Consider the following 14965-nt stretch of genomic DNA (forward strand, 5'->3'; position numbering starts at 1 on the left):
CGGGGGTTTCACGCCGACCCGCCGGGCCCGGGGATGCCTGGGCGCCGACGGAGTGGGCGCAGGGTGACCGGGGTTCTACGGGTGCCGGGAGATCCCCAGCAGCAGCGGCCCGGTCGGCGCCGCGACCATGTCCTGCACCGTCAGGGGGTCGAGGCTGGCGTAGAACGCCTCCTGCGCCCTGCGCAGCGCGCCGCGCAGCCGGCAGTCCGAGCGCAGCGGACAGGGCGTCGCCCCCTCGCACTCGACGACGTCGCCCTCGCCCTCGAAGCTCCGCACCACTGCGCCGACGGACGCCGTCCGGCCCTTCTCCGTGAGCGCGAGGCCGCCGCCCCGGCCGCGGCGCGCGTCGACCAGTCCCTGGTGCTGCAGTTCGGCGACCACCTTCGCGGCATGCGTGTACGGCACCTCCATGCCGGCCGCCACCTCCCGGGTCGTGGGCGTCGCCCCGTCCTCGACGGCGAGCCGCATCAGGACGCGCAGGGCGAGGTCGGTGGATCGGAGCAGGCGCATACAGGCAGGGTAGATAATGCGCATCCCGGGTTCAACTTATCGTCACGGGGGCGGTCCCTTCGGCCATTCCTCCGACCTCCCTGCGGATATCCCCTTCTTCCCCACTACGATCAGCAGACTCCACTGTCCCTTTCCCCTGAAGGACCACCCCATGGGTTCCGCCAAGAAGACAGACAGCACGTCGCGCAAGGCGCGCATAGAGGAGATGCGGCGCGCCGAGCGGTCCCGCGAGCGCCGCAACCGGACCCTCACGATCGCCGCCAGCGTGATCGTCGTGGCGGGTCTCGTGGCCGGTGGCGCCTATCTCATCGACTCCCAGTCCGGCAAGGACGGCGCGTCGAGCGACGGGAAGCAGGCTTCGGGGAAGTTCGTCACCGGCAAGGACGGCGTGCGGAAGTGGGACGGGAAGCTGACCCAGAACCACGTCACCAAGACCGTGGACTACCCGATGGAGCCCCCTGTCGGCGGTGACCACAACGCGGTCTGGATGAACTGCAACGGCGACGTCTACGACAAGGCCGTCAAGAACGTGAACGCGGTGCACTCGCTGGAGCACGGCGCGGTCTGGGTGACGTACAGCAGCAAGGCGTCCGAGGCGGACGTGAAGGCGCTGTCGGAGAAGGTCAAGAAGACGCCGTACACCCTGATGAGCCCGGTCGAGGACCAGAAGGACCCCATCATGCTGTCGGCCTGGGGCCACCAGCGCACGGTGAAGAGCGCGAGCGACCCGGACGTCGGTACCTTCTTCGAGACGTACGTCCAGGGCAAGCAGACGCCCGAGCCGGGTGCCGCCTGCACCAACGGTCTCGCGCAGTGAGGTTCACGCGGTGAGGAAGTCGAAGAACGCGGGGTGGATCGCCGGGGCCGCAGCCGCCGTGCTGGTGACGGCCGGGACGATCACGTACGCGGTCGCCGACGGCGGGGACTCCGGTACGAGGCCCCCGGCGGCGGACTCGGCGGACGCGGGCTTCGCGCGGGACATGGCGGTGCACCACCAGCAGGCCGTCGAGATGTCGTACATCGTGCGCGACCTCACGAAGGACGAGGAGGTGCGCCGCCTCGCGTACGACATCGCGCAGACGCAGGCCAACCAGCGCGGCATGCTGATCGGCTGGCTCGACCTGTGGGAGCTGCCCAAGGTGTCGTCCGCGCCCCCCATGGAGTGGATGGGGATGGGCGGCATGGGGAGCGGCGACGACGGCGCGCTGATGCCGGGCATGGCGACGAACACCGAGATGGACGCGCTGCGCGGGCTGAAGGGCAGGGCCGCCGAGGTCCGCTACCTCCAGCTGATGTACTCCCACCACAAGGGCGGCGTGCACATGGCCGAGGGCTGCGTGGAGCGGTGCAGGGTCGGAGTGGAACGACGGCTGGCGCGGGGCATGGTCCAGGCCCAGGAGTCGGAGATGAAGCTGATCTCCGACCTGCTGAGGAAGCGCGGCGCGAAGCCGCTGATCTGACCGCCGGGCCCCGGCCGACTCCGCTGGTCGCCGGCCCCGGCGGGCCGTCAGTCCCCCGGCGGGGGTGAGCCGCCGCCGGCCGGGGACGGCCACCGGGGCGTGTCCAGCACCGCGTCCGCCACGTCGCGCGGACGGTCGAGCATGACGAAGTGGCCGGACGGGGCCGACACCCGCAGGGCACCGCCCAGCCGTTCGGCCAGGGCCCGCTGCCGGCTCAGCCAACGCCGTCCGCCGCCGGTGTCCGCGGCCAGCACGGTGACCGGGGCGTCGAGCGGGAAGCGGTCCCGCAGGGCGGCCAGTTCGGCGGCCTCGTCACCGTAGCGGGCGTTCTCCGCGAGAACGGCCCGCAGGGACCGGCTGGTGGAGTACGCCCGGCGCACCTGCCCGGACGGGGCCGGGTCTCCGCGCCCGCCGTACCGTCCGGCCCGCACCGCCGTACGCCGCACAAGGGGCCCCAGGGCGCGCGGGACGCCCGCGGCGGACAGGAGCGTGCCGCACGCGCGCGTGGCCGCGTCCCGCAGCACGGGCGCGGCGCAGGCGCGGGGCGCCTCCTCGACGCTGGAGTCGACCAGCACGAGCCCGGCGGTCCGCTCCGGGAACAGCCGCGCGAAGGCCTCGCAGTGGAACCCGGCCAGGGAGTGCCCCACCACCGTGACCGGGCCCACCGCCCCGGCGGAGTCGAGCACGCGCGCGATGCGCCGTGCCTCACCCATGAGCGTGGGCCACGCGCGCGCGGGCCCGCTCAGGCCGAGCCCCGGCCGGTCGAAGCGGACGACCGTGCGGCGCCGGGCGAGCAGCGGGACCACCCGGTCCCAGTCGAACCAGCACATGCCGAGCCCCGCGGTGAGCAGGCAGACGGGACCCGAGCCGTCGACACGGAGGTGGTGGGGGACTCCGTCGATCCCGGTGAACGTCATCGGAGGGCGCCCTGCGATGCGTGGCGCGCCCCGCCGGTACCCCGCGGGCCGGCGAGGGGAGTGCGCCCGCCCGGGCGGGTCCGCGCGGGAGGGCGTACGTGGGCCGGGGCGTGCGCGGTCAGCCGGACCGCGACGGCACCGACCTGGAGCCGCTGGGCGACGCCGTGGCCCCAGCCGTCGTGGCCCGTCTCCAGTGCGCCGACGGCTGCCGGCGTCCATACGGTGGCGGCGAGTGCGAGCGCCACGAGCACGGTGCACGCGCGCGTGGCGGGCGCGCCGGGCGCGGTCCCGCGGGCGGCGCGGGTGAGGGCCGCCGTCGCGACGAGGGCACCGCACAGGGCGAGCGCGCGGGTGAGGCCGTGCGCGGCGGGGACGAGTCCGGCGTGCTCGCGCGCGGCGCACACGGCGTCGGCGGTCGGCGCGCAGTCCAGGGGCGGGCACGCGTCCAGGGCGCTCGCCGCGCCGAACAGGACGAGCCCGGCGGGACCGGCGCGCATCCGCCGTCCCCGGCCGCTCGCGGAACGGGGCGCCGACAGCCCGCCGGCGCGCACGAGCACCCCGGCGGCCAGGTCCGTGCCGCGGAGGAGCGCGCCGTACGGCTGGTCGCCGGCGGCCAGTTCACTGACGCACGCGCGGGTCGGCGTGAGCCCCGTCGGCAGGACGGCTTCGAGCACCCACGCGCAGTGGGCGAGCCCTCCGGGGGCGATCAGGACGGCGGCGGCCGTGGGTGGCGTCGTCATAGAAGTCCATGATCGGCGCCCGGCCCCCGGTCCGCACGCCGCGTCCGGGCATCCGCCGGGCCACGCGGCGGCGGTCGGCCGCACCCCAGACCCCGCACACCCCGCCCCGCACCCCGGTGCCGGACCGCGGCGGGCACCGACAGCTCCCGACCGCTCCCGACAGCTCCCGACCGCTCGGAAATGCGGGTGACTCGCTGGAGGCCGGAGGGCCGGGTGCACGGCACCGGACGGAGGCGATCGAGGGCGGGGGACACGGCGGACGGGACCTGCCGCCGACGCGGAGCCGCCGCGGGTCGGCGTGGGGCGCCCCACACCCGCCCGCCACCCCATCGCGTCGCTCTGACGATTACACTGGCCGGGTGCCTCAACTACGCCTCGCCCTGAATCAGATCGACTCGACCGTCGGCGATCTCGCCGGGAACGCCGAGGCGATCCTCCGCTGGACCCGGCACTCCGCCGAGCAGGGAGCGCACCTGGTGGCGTTCCCCGAGATGGTGCTGACCGGGTACCCCGTCGAGGACCTGGCCCTGCGGTCGTCCTTCGTGGAGGCCTCGCGCGCGGCCCTGCGGGGACTCGCCGCGCGGCTCGCCGAGGAGGGCTTCGGAGGGATCCCGGTGGTCGTCGGCTACCTCGACCGGGCCGGGACGGCCCAGCCGAAGTACGGCCAGCCGGCCGGTGCCCCGCGCAACGCCGCCGCGGTGCTGTACGGCGGCGAGCCGGTGCTCACGTTCTCCAAGCACCACCTGCCGAACTACGGCGTCTTCGACGAGTTCCGCTACTTCGTGCCCGGCGACACCCTCCCCGTGGTCCGGGTGCACGGGGTCGACGTCGCGCTCGCCATCTGCGAGGACCTCTGGCAGGACGGCGGCCGCGTCCCCGCGGCCCGTTCCGCCGGGGCCGGCCTGCTGGTCTCGATCAACGCCTCGCCGTACGAGCGGGACAAGGACGACACCCGGCTGGACCTGGTGCGCAAGCGCGCGCAGGAGGCGGGCTGCACGACCGCGTACCTCGCGATGATCGGCGGCCAGGACGAACTGGTCTTCGACGGCGACTCGATCGTCGTGGACCGGGACGGCGAAGTCGTCGCGCGGGCACCCCAGTTCGCCGAGGGCTGCGTCGTCCTCGACCTGGAGCTGCCGGCCGCCGGCGAGTCCGCCCACGGGCGCGTCGTGGACGACGGCCTGCGCGTCGACCACGTCGTCCTGTCCGAGGAGCCGCTGCCCGCGTACGAGCCGGAGCTCGCCGGCGGGTACGCCGAACGCCTCGACGACGACGAGGAGGTGTACTCCGCACTGGTGGTGGGACTGCGCGCGTACGCGGCGAAGAACGGTTTCCGCTCGGTGCTGATCGGGCTCTCGGGCGGTATCGACTCCGCGCTCGTCGCGGCGCTCGCCTGCGACGCGCTGGGACCGGAGAACGTGTACGGCGTGTCGATGCCGTCGAAGTACTCCTCGGACCACTCCCGGGGCGACGCGGCCGAGCTGGCCCGGCGGACCGGGCTCAACTTCCGGACCGTACCCATCGAGCCGATGTTCGACGCGTACATGGAGTCGCTGGGCCTGACCGGCCTGGCCGAGGAGAACCTCCAGTCGCGGTTGCGCGGCACGACGCTGATGGCCCTGTCCAACCAGGAGGGGCACATCGTGCTGGCGCCGGGCAACAAGTCCGAGCTGGCCGTCGGGTACTCGACGCTGTACGGCGACTCCGTGGGCGCGTACGGGCCCATCAAGGACGTCTACAAGACGTCGGTCTTCCGGCTGGCCGAGTGGCGCAACCGGGCGGCGGCCGAGCGCGGCCAGACCCCGCCGATCCCCGAGAACTCGATCAGCAAGCCGCCGAGCGCCGAACTGCGGCCCGACCAGGTCGACACCGACTCGCTGCCCGACTACCCGGTCCTGGACGCGATCCTGGAGCTGTACGTCGACCGCGACACCGGCGCCGACGCGATCGTGGCGGCGGGCTTCGACCACGAGCTGGTCACGAAGACCCTGCGGATGGTCGACACGGCGGAGTACAAGCGGCGGCAGTACCCGCCGGGCACCAAGATCTCGGCCAAGGGCTTCGGCAAGGACCGGCGCCTGCCGATCACGAACCTCTGGCGCGAGAACGTCTGACGCCGTACGGGCCGTCCCACGGGCCCGCGCGGAAAGGGGGCGCCCGGTACCGACCGGGCGCCCCCTTCGCCGTCCGCCACTGCGCGGCCCTTCCGCCCGTGCCTGCGCACGGGCGGAAAGGGCCGGTGGCGGGTCAGTGCCGCGCGGCGGTCTCCGCCGGCCGCGGCACATGGGCGGCCACGAGGCGCCCGCCTCCGACGGAGCCGCCCCGCCGGTCCACGCCGTACGCGACGGCGGCGACCCCGATGCCCAGCACGGCGAGCGCGGCGCCCGCGAGCGCCGGCGAGGTCACGCCGAAGCCCGCCGCGAGGGTGAGGCCGCCGATCCAGGCACCGCCCGCGTTGGCCAGGTTGAAGGCGGCCTGGTTGGCCGAGGAGGCGAGCGAGGGGGCCGAGGAGGCCTTCTCCATGACCATCAGCAGCAGCGGCGAGCTGGTCACGAACGAGGCCGTGCCGAGCAGCAGCACGGCGAGGGGCGCGCTCCACGCGGTGCTCATCAGGAGCGGGAACAGCAGGAGGACCGCGGCGAGCGAGGCGAGTCCGCCGAACAGCGTGCCCCGCATCGAGCGGTCGGCCAGCCGGCCGCCGAGCAGGTTGCCCAGGGTGGCCCCCACACCGAAGAGCGCCAGCAGCAGCGTGACGCTGGAGTCGGCGTATCCGGCGGAGTCGGTCAGCATCGGCGTGATGTAGCTGTACGCCGAGAAGAGGGCGCCGAAGCCCGCGACCGTCGTGCCGAGCGCCAGCCAGACGGGGAGCGACTTCAGGGCCGCGAGTTCGCCGCGCAGTCCGACGACGGGTGCCTGCGCGTCGTCGCGGGGCAGCAGCGCCACCAGGGACGCGATGGCGGCGAGGCCGATCACGCTGACGGCGAGGAACGTCGACCGCCAGCCGAAGTGCTGGCCCATGAGCGTGGCCGCGGGCACGCCCGCGATGTTCGCGATGGTCAGGCCGAGGAACATCAGCGATACCGCGCGGGCCTTGCGCTCGGGTGCCACCATGCCGGTGGCGACGACGGCGCCGACGCCGAAGAAGGCGCCGTGCGGCAGGCCGCTGAGGAAGCGGGCGGCGAGGAGCAGGTGCTGGTCGGGGGCGAACGCGGAGAGCGCGTTGCCCACGACGAAGAGGGCCATCAGGCCGACCAGGACCTTGCGGCGGGCCATGCGGGCGGTCACGGCGGCCAGCAGCGGGGCTCCGATGACCACCCCCAGCGCGTACGCCGAGACCAGGTGGCCCGCGCTGGGGATGGATATGTGCAGGTCGTCCGCGACGTCGGGCAGCAGGCCCATCATCACGAACTCCGTGGTGCCGATGCCGAAGGCGCCCACGGCGAGGGCGAGCAGGGCCAGGGGCATGAGGGGCCTTTCAAAGAAGTGGCGGAGTCCCGTACAGCTTAAGTTCAGTTACGGAACAAAGCCTCTCAGGCCCAGTATTCCCGGGAGTTACGAGGTGGTTGCCGCGAGCTTCACGGTGGCGGCGATCGGAAGGTGGTCGCTGCCGGTCTCGGGCAGGGTCCAGGAGGTGACCGGCTCGACCCCCTTCACCATGATCTGGTCGATCCGCGCCATGGGGAACGACGCGGGCCAGCTGAATCCGTAGCCGCTGCCGGCCGCGCCCTGCGTGGAGCGCATCTGCGAGGTGACGGCGTTGAGCGCGCGGTCGTTCATCGTGCCGTTCAGGTCGCCGAGCAGCACGACCTGCGACAACCGCTCGTCGGCGATGGCCTCGCCGAGCGCGTCGGCGCTCTTGTCGCGCTGGCGGGCGGTGAACCCGGCCTCCATCTTCACGCGCACGGAGGGGAGGTGGGCCACGTACACCGCGAGCCGCCCGTCCGGCGCCGTGACCGTCGCCCGCATCGCGCGCGTCCAGCCGAGCTTGATGTCGACGGGGGCGGTGGCGCTGAGCGGGTACTTGCTCCACAGGCCGACCGTGCCCTGCACGGAGTGGTACTTGTACGTCGCCGCGAGGGCCTTCTCGTACACGGGGACCGCCGAGGTCGTCAGCTCCTCCAGGGCCACGACGTCGGCGCCCGAGGCGGCCACCTCGCGCGCGGTGCCGGAGGGGTCCGGGTTGTCGGCGTTCACGTTGTGGGTGGCGACGGTGAGGTTCCCGCCGCCGCCGGTCTTGTCGCCGAGCAGCCCGCCGAAGAGGTTCAGCCAGACCGCGAACGGCAGCACCACGGCGATCAGGGCGGTCGCGGACCTGCGCACCAGCGCGAGGACGAGCAGCAGCGGGACGAACACGCCCAGCCACGGCAGGAACGTCTCCGTCAGGCTGCCGAGGTTGCCGATGCGGTTGGGCACCTGCGCGTGCAGCAGCATCACCAGTGCCAGGCAGACCGCGAGCGCCGCCACGACGATGCCGCGGCGCCAGACGCCGGGGTCGTTGCGCAGGGTCGAGAGCAGGCGCCGGAGCCGGGGTCCTCTGCGGCCGGGCCCCTGGCCGCCGCTGCCCGTCTCGGTCATGTACGCCTGCGCCATACCGTCGCCTCACCAACTGCCGTGCACATCATTCCCGCGTCTAAGACCCTAGGGGATGATCGCGTTCGTTCCCGCCGTCCCGCGGCGGCCGTCCGGGCACGAGGACGAAGAAGTTGCGGTCGGGAGTTCCGGCCCGCGCCCGATGCGGGTGGTCTGTGACGGAACGCGCACATTTCCGAACGGGCTGTACGGGGGGGTGTCGGGGCGGTGGGGCCCCGGGGGCGGGTGAGGCGCACCACAGCCCGGCCGGCGGCGCGGCGGGCCGCCGGCGCGGGCGCGTCCGGTGGGCTCGGGCGGCGCGGTTCGGGGCGTCGTCCGCCGTCGGGGCCGGGGATCGCGGTCGGCCCGCACCCCGGACGGGCGCGGGCGCCATGCCGCCCCTTCGGCGCCCGTTGGCGGCCAGGAGCCGCTGGGTCGGATGGTTGTGCGTGTCGCGCCGGCGGGACGCGGTCTGCGTCCACCGGCCGGTGGACGTGGCGCGGGACGGTGGGTGACCCCGGCGCGTCGGGCTCGACGGCCAAGTGCGGCCGCTCGCCGGTGGAGGAGGCGGCCGGCGGCCTCCGAGCCGCTGCGCGGTTGCGACCCGGCGCCTCGGGCTCGACGGCCAAGTGCGGCCGTGGGCCGGAGGCCCGGAGGTGCCGGAGGGCCGGAGGTGCCGGAGGGCCGGAGGTGCCGGGGGCCGGAGGTACCGGGGGCCGGAGGTACCGGGGGCCGGAGGTACCGGGGAGCCGGAGGTACCGGGGAGCCGGAGGTACCGGGGAGCCGGAGGTACCGGGGAGCCGGAGGTACCGGGGAGCCGGAGGTGCCGGGGGCCGGAGGTGCCGGGAGGCGGTCGTGGGGCCGGCGGGCTCCCGGCCGGTCAGCTGGCGGTGGGGGCCGGGTCCGGTCCGCTCGGGGACCGCGGGGTCCGGGGGGCCAGAGGTCCGGGGTGCCGGATGTACCGGGAAGCGGTCGTGGGGCCGGCGGGCTCCCGGCCGGTCAGCCGGCGGTGGGAGCCGGGTCCGGTCCGCTCGGGGACCGCGGGGCCCGGGGGCCCGGGGGCCCGGAGGTACCGGGAGGCGGTCGTGCGGCGGGCTGGCTCCCGGCCGGTCAGCCGGCGGTGGGGGCCGGGTCCGGTCCGCTCGGGGACTGCGGGGCCAGCCCCTGCAGGACCGTGTCGACGATCCGTTCGGCCAGGCCCTCCTCCAGGCCGGCGTCCTGGCGCAGGACGGCCCGGACGAGCATCGGGCCCGTGAACAGGTCGTTGACGAGGTCGATGTCGACGTCCGGACGGATCTCGCCGTTCTCCTGCCCCCGCCGCAGCACCTCGAAGGACATCCGGCGGCGCGGCTCGATGACGGCCGCGTGGTACGCCGCCCACAGCTTGGGGCTGCTCTTCATCTGCGCGTACACGTTGTGGATGATCGCCGACGAGCGGTTGGCCAGGCCGCGCTCGCGGATCGATTCGAGCAGCACGACCAGGTCGGCGCGCATGGAGGTGCCGGGCAGTTCCGGGTCGGGCGGCTCGGAGGTGCGCAGGACGTCGCAGAACAGCTCCTCCCGGCCGCTCCAGCGCCGGTAGATGGTCGCCTTGCCCACGCCGGCGATGCGGGCGACCCGCTCGATGGAGATGTCCGCCAGCGGAACGCCGTCCTCCAGCAGCTTCATGACGCCCTCGACGATCGAGCGCTCCACCGCCTCGCTGCGTGGCCGCCCCCTGCCGGGTCCGCCCCGTCCGGCCGCTTCCCGCTCCGCGCCGTCCACCTCGTCGCTCCGCTCTTCGGTCGCCGCTCCCCCGGCACCGCCCACGCGGTGCCGAGGCCTGCTGTCCCGCCGATTGTCCCCGGCTCCCGGGGAGCGCCCGCGCCCGGTGTACCGCGAACCCGGGGCGGCGGAGCACCGCGTGCTCCGCGGCCCCGGGGCGGGCCGGTACCGGGCGGGCGGATCAGGCGTCCGCCGCACTCACGAGTTCGGACTGCTTGTCCGCCGCGGCCGGACCGCGCCCCGGCAGGAACAGGTACACGACGAGCGCTCCGACGACGGCGACCGCGGCGCCGCACACGGCCGTGACGTGCATCGCGTGCAGGAAGGCGTCGTTGGCCGGACCGATGAGGGCGTCCCCCTTCGGGCCGAGCTTCGCCGCGAAGCCGAGCGTCGCCTCGATGGACTCGCCCGCGGTGTGCCGCGCGGCGGGCGGCAGGTGGTCCTCGATGCCCGAGCGGTACGCGGCGGACAGGACGGAACCGAGCACGGCGATGCCCAGGGCGCCGCCGACCTGGCGGAACGTGTTGCTCAGCGCGGAGGCGGAACCCGCCTTCTCACGGGGCAGCGCCTGCATGATCACGACACTGGTGGGCGTCATGATGTGCGCCATCCCCGCGCCCATCAGGAAGAAGATGACCTCCAGGACCCAGATCGGCGTGTCCGCCTCAAGCGTGGCGAACGCGGCCAGCGTCGCGGCGAGGGTGAGCATGCCGGCGGTGGTGGTGGCCTTGTTGCCGAAGCGGTCCACGACCAGTCGGGCCCGCGGCGCGAACACCAGCTGGGCGAGGGCCAGCGGCAGCATCAGCAGACCCGTCTGCAGGGCCGAGTAGCCGCGCACGCTCTGGGTGTAGAAGACGGCGAAGAACGTGACGCCCATCAGCGCGAAGAAGACGAGCGCGATGGCGCCGATGGCCGCCGAGAAGACCTTGTTCCGGAAGTACGCCACGTCCATGGACGGATGGTCGCTGCGCTTCTCGTGGACGACGAAGGCGGCGAGGACAGCGAGCCCGGCGCCGACGCTCACGAGCACCACGGGGTCGGTGAAGTCGGCGAGCTGGCCGCCCTTGATGATGCCGTACACGAGCAGCACGAGCCCGACCACGGACAGCACGACGCCCACGGGGTCGATCCGGCCCGGGTTCGGGTCGCGGGAGTCGGGGACGAGCCAGACCATCAGGGCGAGCGCGAGGAGCACGATCGGGACGTTGATCAGGAAGACCGAGCCCCACCAGAAGTGTTCGAGCAGGACGCCTCCGGTGATGGGGCCGATGGCGATGGCGAGGCCCACGCCGCCCGCCCAGATGCCGATGGCCTTCGGCTGCTCGTCGCGCTCGAAGACGTTCATGAGGACCGCGAGGGTGGCCGGCATCACGAAGGCGGCGCCGAGTCCCATCACCGCGCGGAAGGCGATGAGCTGGACCGGTGAGCCCGAGAAGGCCGCGAGGGCCGAGCCGAGGCCGAACACGAGGAGTCCGCCGAGCAGGACCTTCTTGCGGCCGAGCCGGTCGCCGAGGATGCCGGCGGAGAAGAGGAGGCCCGCGAAGACGAGGGTGTAGGAGTTGATGGCCCATTCGAGTTCGCTCTGGGTCGCCCCCAGGCCGGTCGGGGCGGGGGTGGCGATGGTCTTGATCGCGACGTTCAGGATCGAGTTGTCGAGAACGACGATCAGCAGGCTGAGCATCAGGACGCCGAGGATCGCCCAGCGGCGCCGGTGCACGGCTTCCGGTACGCGGCGGGCGGGGACTGCTGACTCGGCGGGATCGGCAGGATCGACTGGAGCGGTCATGGGATGAGCCTAAGAGTAATTCGATACGAGACCGTCTCGTATTGAAAAGCCTTTACCGAGAACTTACGCCGGTTTGGGGTGCCGCGCACCGCTCCGGGGCCGCCCGGGGGAGGCGCGGCGTGGCCCCTCTAGCCGTTCCACGGCGCGAGGTGCCACCATGGAGGTGATCCGGGGACGCCGTGAGGGCGCCTCGAGATGACAGAAGGAGCCGTTGCAATGACGCAGCTTTCGGCTGCCCGGAAGCCGAACGACAGCAGCAGCAATGCGCTGTACGGGGGCAAGGGCACACGCCGCATCACCGTCCGCGACATCACTCTCGCCAAGGAGCGCGGCGAGAAATGGCCGATGCTCACCGCGTACGACGCCATGACCGCCTCCGTGTTCGACGAGGCCGGCATCCCGGTCATGCTGGTCGGCGACTCGGCGGGCAACTGCCACCTGGGCTACGAGACGACCGTGCCCGTCACGCTCGACGAGATGACGATGCTCTCGGCCGCCGTCGTACGGGGCACCTCGCGCGCCCTGATCGTCGGGGACCTGCCCTTCGGGTCCTACCAGGAGGGGCCGGTGCAGGCGCTGCGCTCGGCCACCCGCCTGGTGAAGGAGGCCGGCGTCGGGGCCGTGAAGCTGGAGGGCGGCGAGCGCTCGCACCGCCAGATCGAGCTCCTGGTCGAGTCCGGCATCCCCGTCATGGCCCACATCGGCCTGACGCCCCAGTCGGTCAACTCCATGGGCTACCGCGTCCAGGGGCGCGGCGAGGAGGCCGCGCAGCAGCTGCTGCGCGACGCCAAGGCCGTCCAGGACGCGGGAGCCTTCGCCGTCGTGCTGGAGCTGGTGCCGGCCGAGCTGGCCGCCGAGGTCACACGGGTCCTGCACATCCCGACCGTCGGTATCGGCGCCGGGGCGGAGACCGACGCGCAGGTCCTCGTGTGGACCGACATGCTCGGCCTCACCGGCGGGAAGATGCCGCGCTTCGTGAAGCAGTACGCGAACCTGCGCGAGGTCATGGGCGGCGCGGCGAAGGCGTTCGCCGAAGACGTCGTCGGCGGAACGTTCCCGCAGGAGGAGCACTCCGTCCACTAGTCCACTGCGGTACCAGAGGCAGCCCGCCGAACTTCCCCCGTCGGCGGGCTGCCGTTTTTCCCGCGCCGCCCGGGGATTCCGTCGGCCGGGGATTCCCCCGGCCGGGGCATCCGGGCTCCGCCCGGGGTCTGGCCGTTCGCCGACCTTCCAACCGACTGTCGGCGACATATCGGTTGCTGTCGGCAGGCTGTAGGCGGTTTGTCGGTGGCGGCTGGCACCTTGGTCCCCATGACGCGAATCGACGACAACCCCACCGACGGCGTGCGCAACGCCGTCACCGTGCGGGGGCTGGTCAAGCACTACGGCGAGACCAAGGCACTGGACGGCGTGGACCTGGACGTGCGCGAGGGCACGGTCCGGGGCGTGCTCGGTCCCAACGGTGCCGGCAAGACCACCCTCGTACGCATCCTCTCCACCCTCCTGACCCCCGACTCGGGCCGCGCGACGGTCGCCGGCTACGACGTGGTGCGCCAGCCCCGCAGCCTGCGCCGGGTCATCGGGCTCACCGGCCAGTACGCCTCCGTGGACGAGAAGCTCTCCGGCCGCGAGAACCTCTACATGATCGGCCGGCTCCTCGACCTCTCGCGCAAGGACGCCCGCGCCCGCGCCGACGGGCTCCTGGAGCGCTTCTCGCTCACCGACGCGGCCAAGCGCCCGGCGAGCACGTACTCCGGCGGTATGCGCCGCCGGCTGGACCTCGCCGCTTCCATGATCGGCAGCCCGTCGGTCCTCTACCTCGACGAGCCCACGACCGGCCTGGACCCGCGCACCCGCAACGAGGTGTGGTCCGAGGTCCGCCGCATGGTCGGCGACGGCGTCACCGTGCTCCTCACCACCCAGTACATGGAGGAGGCCGAACAGCTCGCGAGCGAGCTCACGGTCATCGACCGCGGCAAGGTCATCGCCAACGGCGGCATCGACGAGCTGAAGGCGAAGGTGGGCGGCCGCGCGCTGCGTATCCGCCCCGCCGACCCGCTGGAGCTGCGCCCCACCGCCACGGCACTCGACGACTTCGGCCTCACGGGTCCGGGCAGCGCGGTCGTCGACACCGCGACCGGCACCGTCCTCGTCCCGATCCTCAGCGACGAGCAGCTCACCGCGGTCGTCGGCGCCCTGTCGGCGCGCGGCATCACGCTGGCCGACCTGAGCACCGAACTGCCCAGCCTGGACGAGGTGTTCCTGTCCCTCACCGGCCACCGCGCCACCGCGCCCGACGACCAGCAGACCACCCAGGCCGACCGCGCCTACGAGGAGGCCGCCGTATGAGCGCCACCGTCATCGACGTCCCCGCGCAGACCAGGGCGACCGACGACCCCCGGGTCGGCCTGAGCGCCCACATCCGGCACGTCAGAGCCCTGATACGGCGCAATGTGCTGTGGATCCGCCAGGACCCCGAGTCGATGTTCGACGTGATCCTGATGCCGATCGTGTTCACGCTGCTCTTCGTCTTCGTGTTCGGCGGTGCCATCGCCGGCAAGGGCAACCAGGACGTGTACGTCAACTACGTCGTCCCCGGCCTCATGGCGATGATGGGCATGAACATCGCCATGGGCGTGGGCACCGGCTTCAACCAGGACTTCCAGACCGGCGTGATGGACCGCTTCCGGTCCCTGCCGATCTCCCGCGCCTCGGTCCTGATCGCCAAGATCTCGGTCGAGATCGGCCGCCTGCTGGTCGCCACCGCGATCCTGCTCGCCGTCGGCTTCATGCTCGGCCTGTCCGTGTCGAACGTGCCGGGCCTGTTCGCCGCCATCGGGCTGTCCATGGTCTTCGGCTCCTCCGTCATGTGGATCTTCCTGACCATGGGCGTGGTGATGAAGAACGCCCAGGCCATCCAGGGAATGGGGTTCCTCGTGCTGATGCCCCTGCAGTTCGGCTCGTCGATCTTCTCGCCGCCGTCCACCATGCCGGGCTGGCTCCAGGCGTTCACCGACTACAACCCGCTGTCGTCCCTCGCGGACGCGGCCCGCGGGCTGATGAACGGCGGGCAGCCGGTCGCCCACGACGTCATGGTCACGCTGCTCTGGTCGGTCGTCATCACCGCGGTGATGGCCCCGGTCGCGATCCACAAGTACCGCACCAAGAACTGACGTCCACCGGGCGTCCGCCCCCGGGCGGGCGCCGTCGCGGCGGTCC

General features: G+C 73.1%; 13 protein-coding genes. 6 read left to right on the forward strand and 7 right to left on the reverse strand.

Going from position 1 to position 14965, the window contains the following annotated elements; genetic code table 11:
* Positions 1–75: 75 nt before the first annotated feature.
* A complete protein-coding gene (locus tag IE265_RS18425; protein ID WP_190036696.1) occupies positions 76–510 on the reverse strand; it encodes an RrF2 family transcriptional regulator in 435 nt (144 codons plus the stop codon).
* Between the two features lie 151 nt (positions 511–661).
* Between IE265_RS18425 and IE265_RS18430 the strand changes: the two genes are divergently transcribed.
* Positions 662–1327: a thioredoxin-like domain-containing protein gene (locus IE265_RS18430; protein ID WP_190036697.1), complete on the forward strand. Its 666-nt coding sequence runs from the start codon at positions 662–664 to the stop codon at positions 1325–1327.
* Between the two features lie 10 nt (positions 1328–1337).
* Positions 1338–1970, forward strand: a complete 633-nt coding sequence (locus tag IE265_RS18435; RefSeq protein ID WP_229916266.1) for a DUF305 domain-containing protein — start codon at positions 1338–1340, stop codon at positions 1968–1970.
* A 47-nt stretch (positions 1971–2017) separates the two neighbouring features.
* Here the strand turns inward: IE265_RS18435 and IE265_RS18440 are convergent, their stop codons facing one another.
* Positions 2018–2887: an alpha/beta fold hydrolase gene (locus IE265_RS18440; protein WP_190036698.1), complete on the reverse strand. Its 870-nt coding sequence runs from the start codon at positions 2885–2887 to the stop codon at positions 2018–2020.
* Positions 2884–3627 carry a DUF998 domain-containing protein gene (locus IE265_RS18445; protein WP_190036699.1) on the reverse strand — a complete coding sequence of 248 codons (744 nt, stop codon included), beginning with the start codon at positions 3625–3627 and terminating at the stop codon, positions 2884–2886. Before IE265_RS18445 ends, IE265_RS18440 begins: the two co-directional genes overlap by 4 nt.
* A gap of 359 nt (positions 3628–3986) precedes the next feature.
* Here IE265_RS18445 and IE265_RS18450 point away from each other — a divergent pair, with 359 nt between their 5' ends.
* Entirely contained in the window at positions 3987–5741 is a 1755-nt protein-coding gene (locus IE265_RS18450) for an NAD+ synthase (protein ID WP_190036700.1), read from the forward strand.
* Positions 5742–5874: 133 nt separating this feature from the next.
* Here IE265_RS18450 and IE265_RS18455 read toward each other — a convergent pair whose 3' ends face one another.
* From IE265_RS18455 to IE265_RS18470, 4 genes are all read right to left on the reverse strand, one after another.
* Positions 5875–7092 carry an MFS transporter gene (locus IE265_RS18455; RefSeq protein WP_190036701.1) on the reverse strand — a complete coding sequence of 406 codons (1218 nt, stop codon included), beginning with the start codon at positions 7090–7092 and terminating at the stop codon, positions 5875–5877.
* Positions 7093–7179: 87 nt separating this feature from the next.
* Entirely contained in the window at positions 7180–8217 is a 1038-nt protein-coding gene (locus tag IE265_RS18460) for an endonuclease/exonuclease/phosphatase family protein (RefSeq protein ID WP_190036702.1), read from the reverse strand.
* A gap of 1089 nt (positions 8218–9306) precedes the next feature.
* Complete coding sequence (locus IE265_RS18465; RefSeq protein WP_190036794.1) at positions 9307–9864, reverse strand: TetR/AcrR family transcriptional regulator; 558 nt, start codon at positions 9862–9864, stop codon at positions 9307–9309.
* Between the two features lie 277 nt (positions 9865–10141).
* A complete protein-coding gene (locus IE265_RS18470) occupies positions 10142–11746 on the reverse strand; it encodes an MFS transporter (protein WP_190036703.1) in 1605 nt (534 codons plus the stop codon).
* A gap of 216 nt (positions 11747–11962) precedes the next feature.
* On the opposite strand from IE265_RS18470, the gene panB reads away from it, so the two are divergent.
* The 3 genes from panB (at position 11963) to IE265_RS18485 (ending at position 14919) form a co-directional block, all read left to right on the forward strand.
* The gene (panB, locus tag IE265_RS18475) at positions 11963–12829 is read left to right on the forward strand and encodes a 3-methyl-2-oxobutanoate hydroxymethyltransferase (protein ID WP_190036704.1); all 867 of its coding nucleotides are present in this window, start codon (positions 11963–11965) and stop codon (positions 12827–12829) included.
* Positions 12830–13057: 228 nt separating this feature from the next.
* On the forward strand, positions 13058–14095 hold the full coding sequence (locus tag IE265_RS18480; protein WP_190036705.1) for an ATP-binding cassette domain-containing protein: 1038 nt from the start codon (positions 13058–13060) through the stop codon (positions 14093–14095).
* Positions 14092–14919: an ABC transporter permease gene (locus tag IE265_RS18485; RefSeq protein ID WP_190036706.1), complete on the forward strand. Its 828-nt coding sequence runs from the start codon at positions 14092–14094 to the stop codon at positions 14917–14919. The genes IE265_RS18480 and IE265_RS18485 overlap by 4 nt, the downstream gene beginning before the upstream one ends.
* Positions 14920–14965: the final 46 nt, after the last annotated feature.

The sequence above is a fragment of the Streptomyces fructofermentans genome (assembly GCF_014651055.1).
Lineage (GTDB): Bacteria > Actinomycetota > Actinomycetes > Streptomycetales > Streptomycetaceae > Streptomyces > Streptomyces fructofermentans.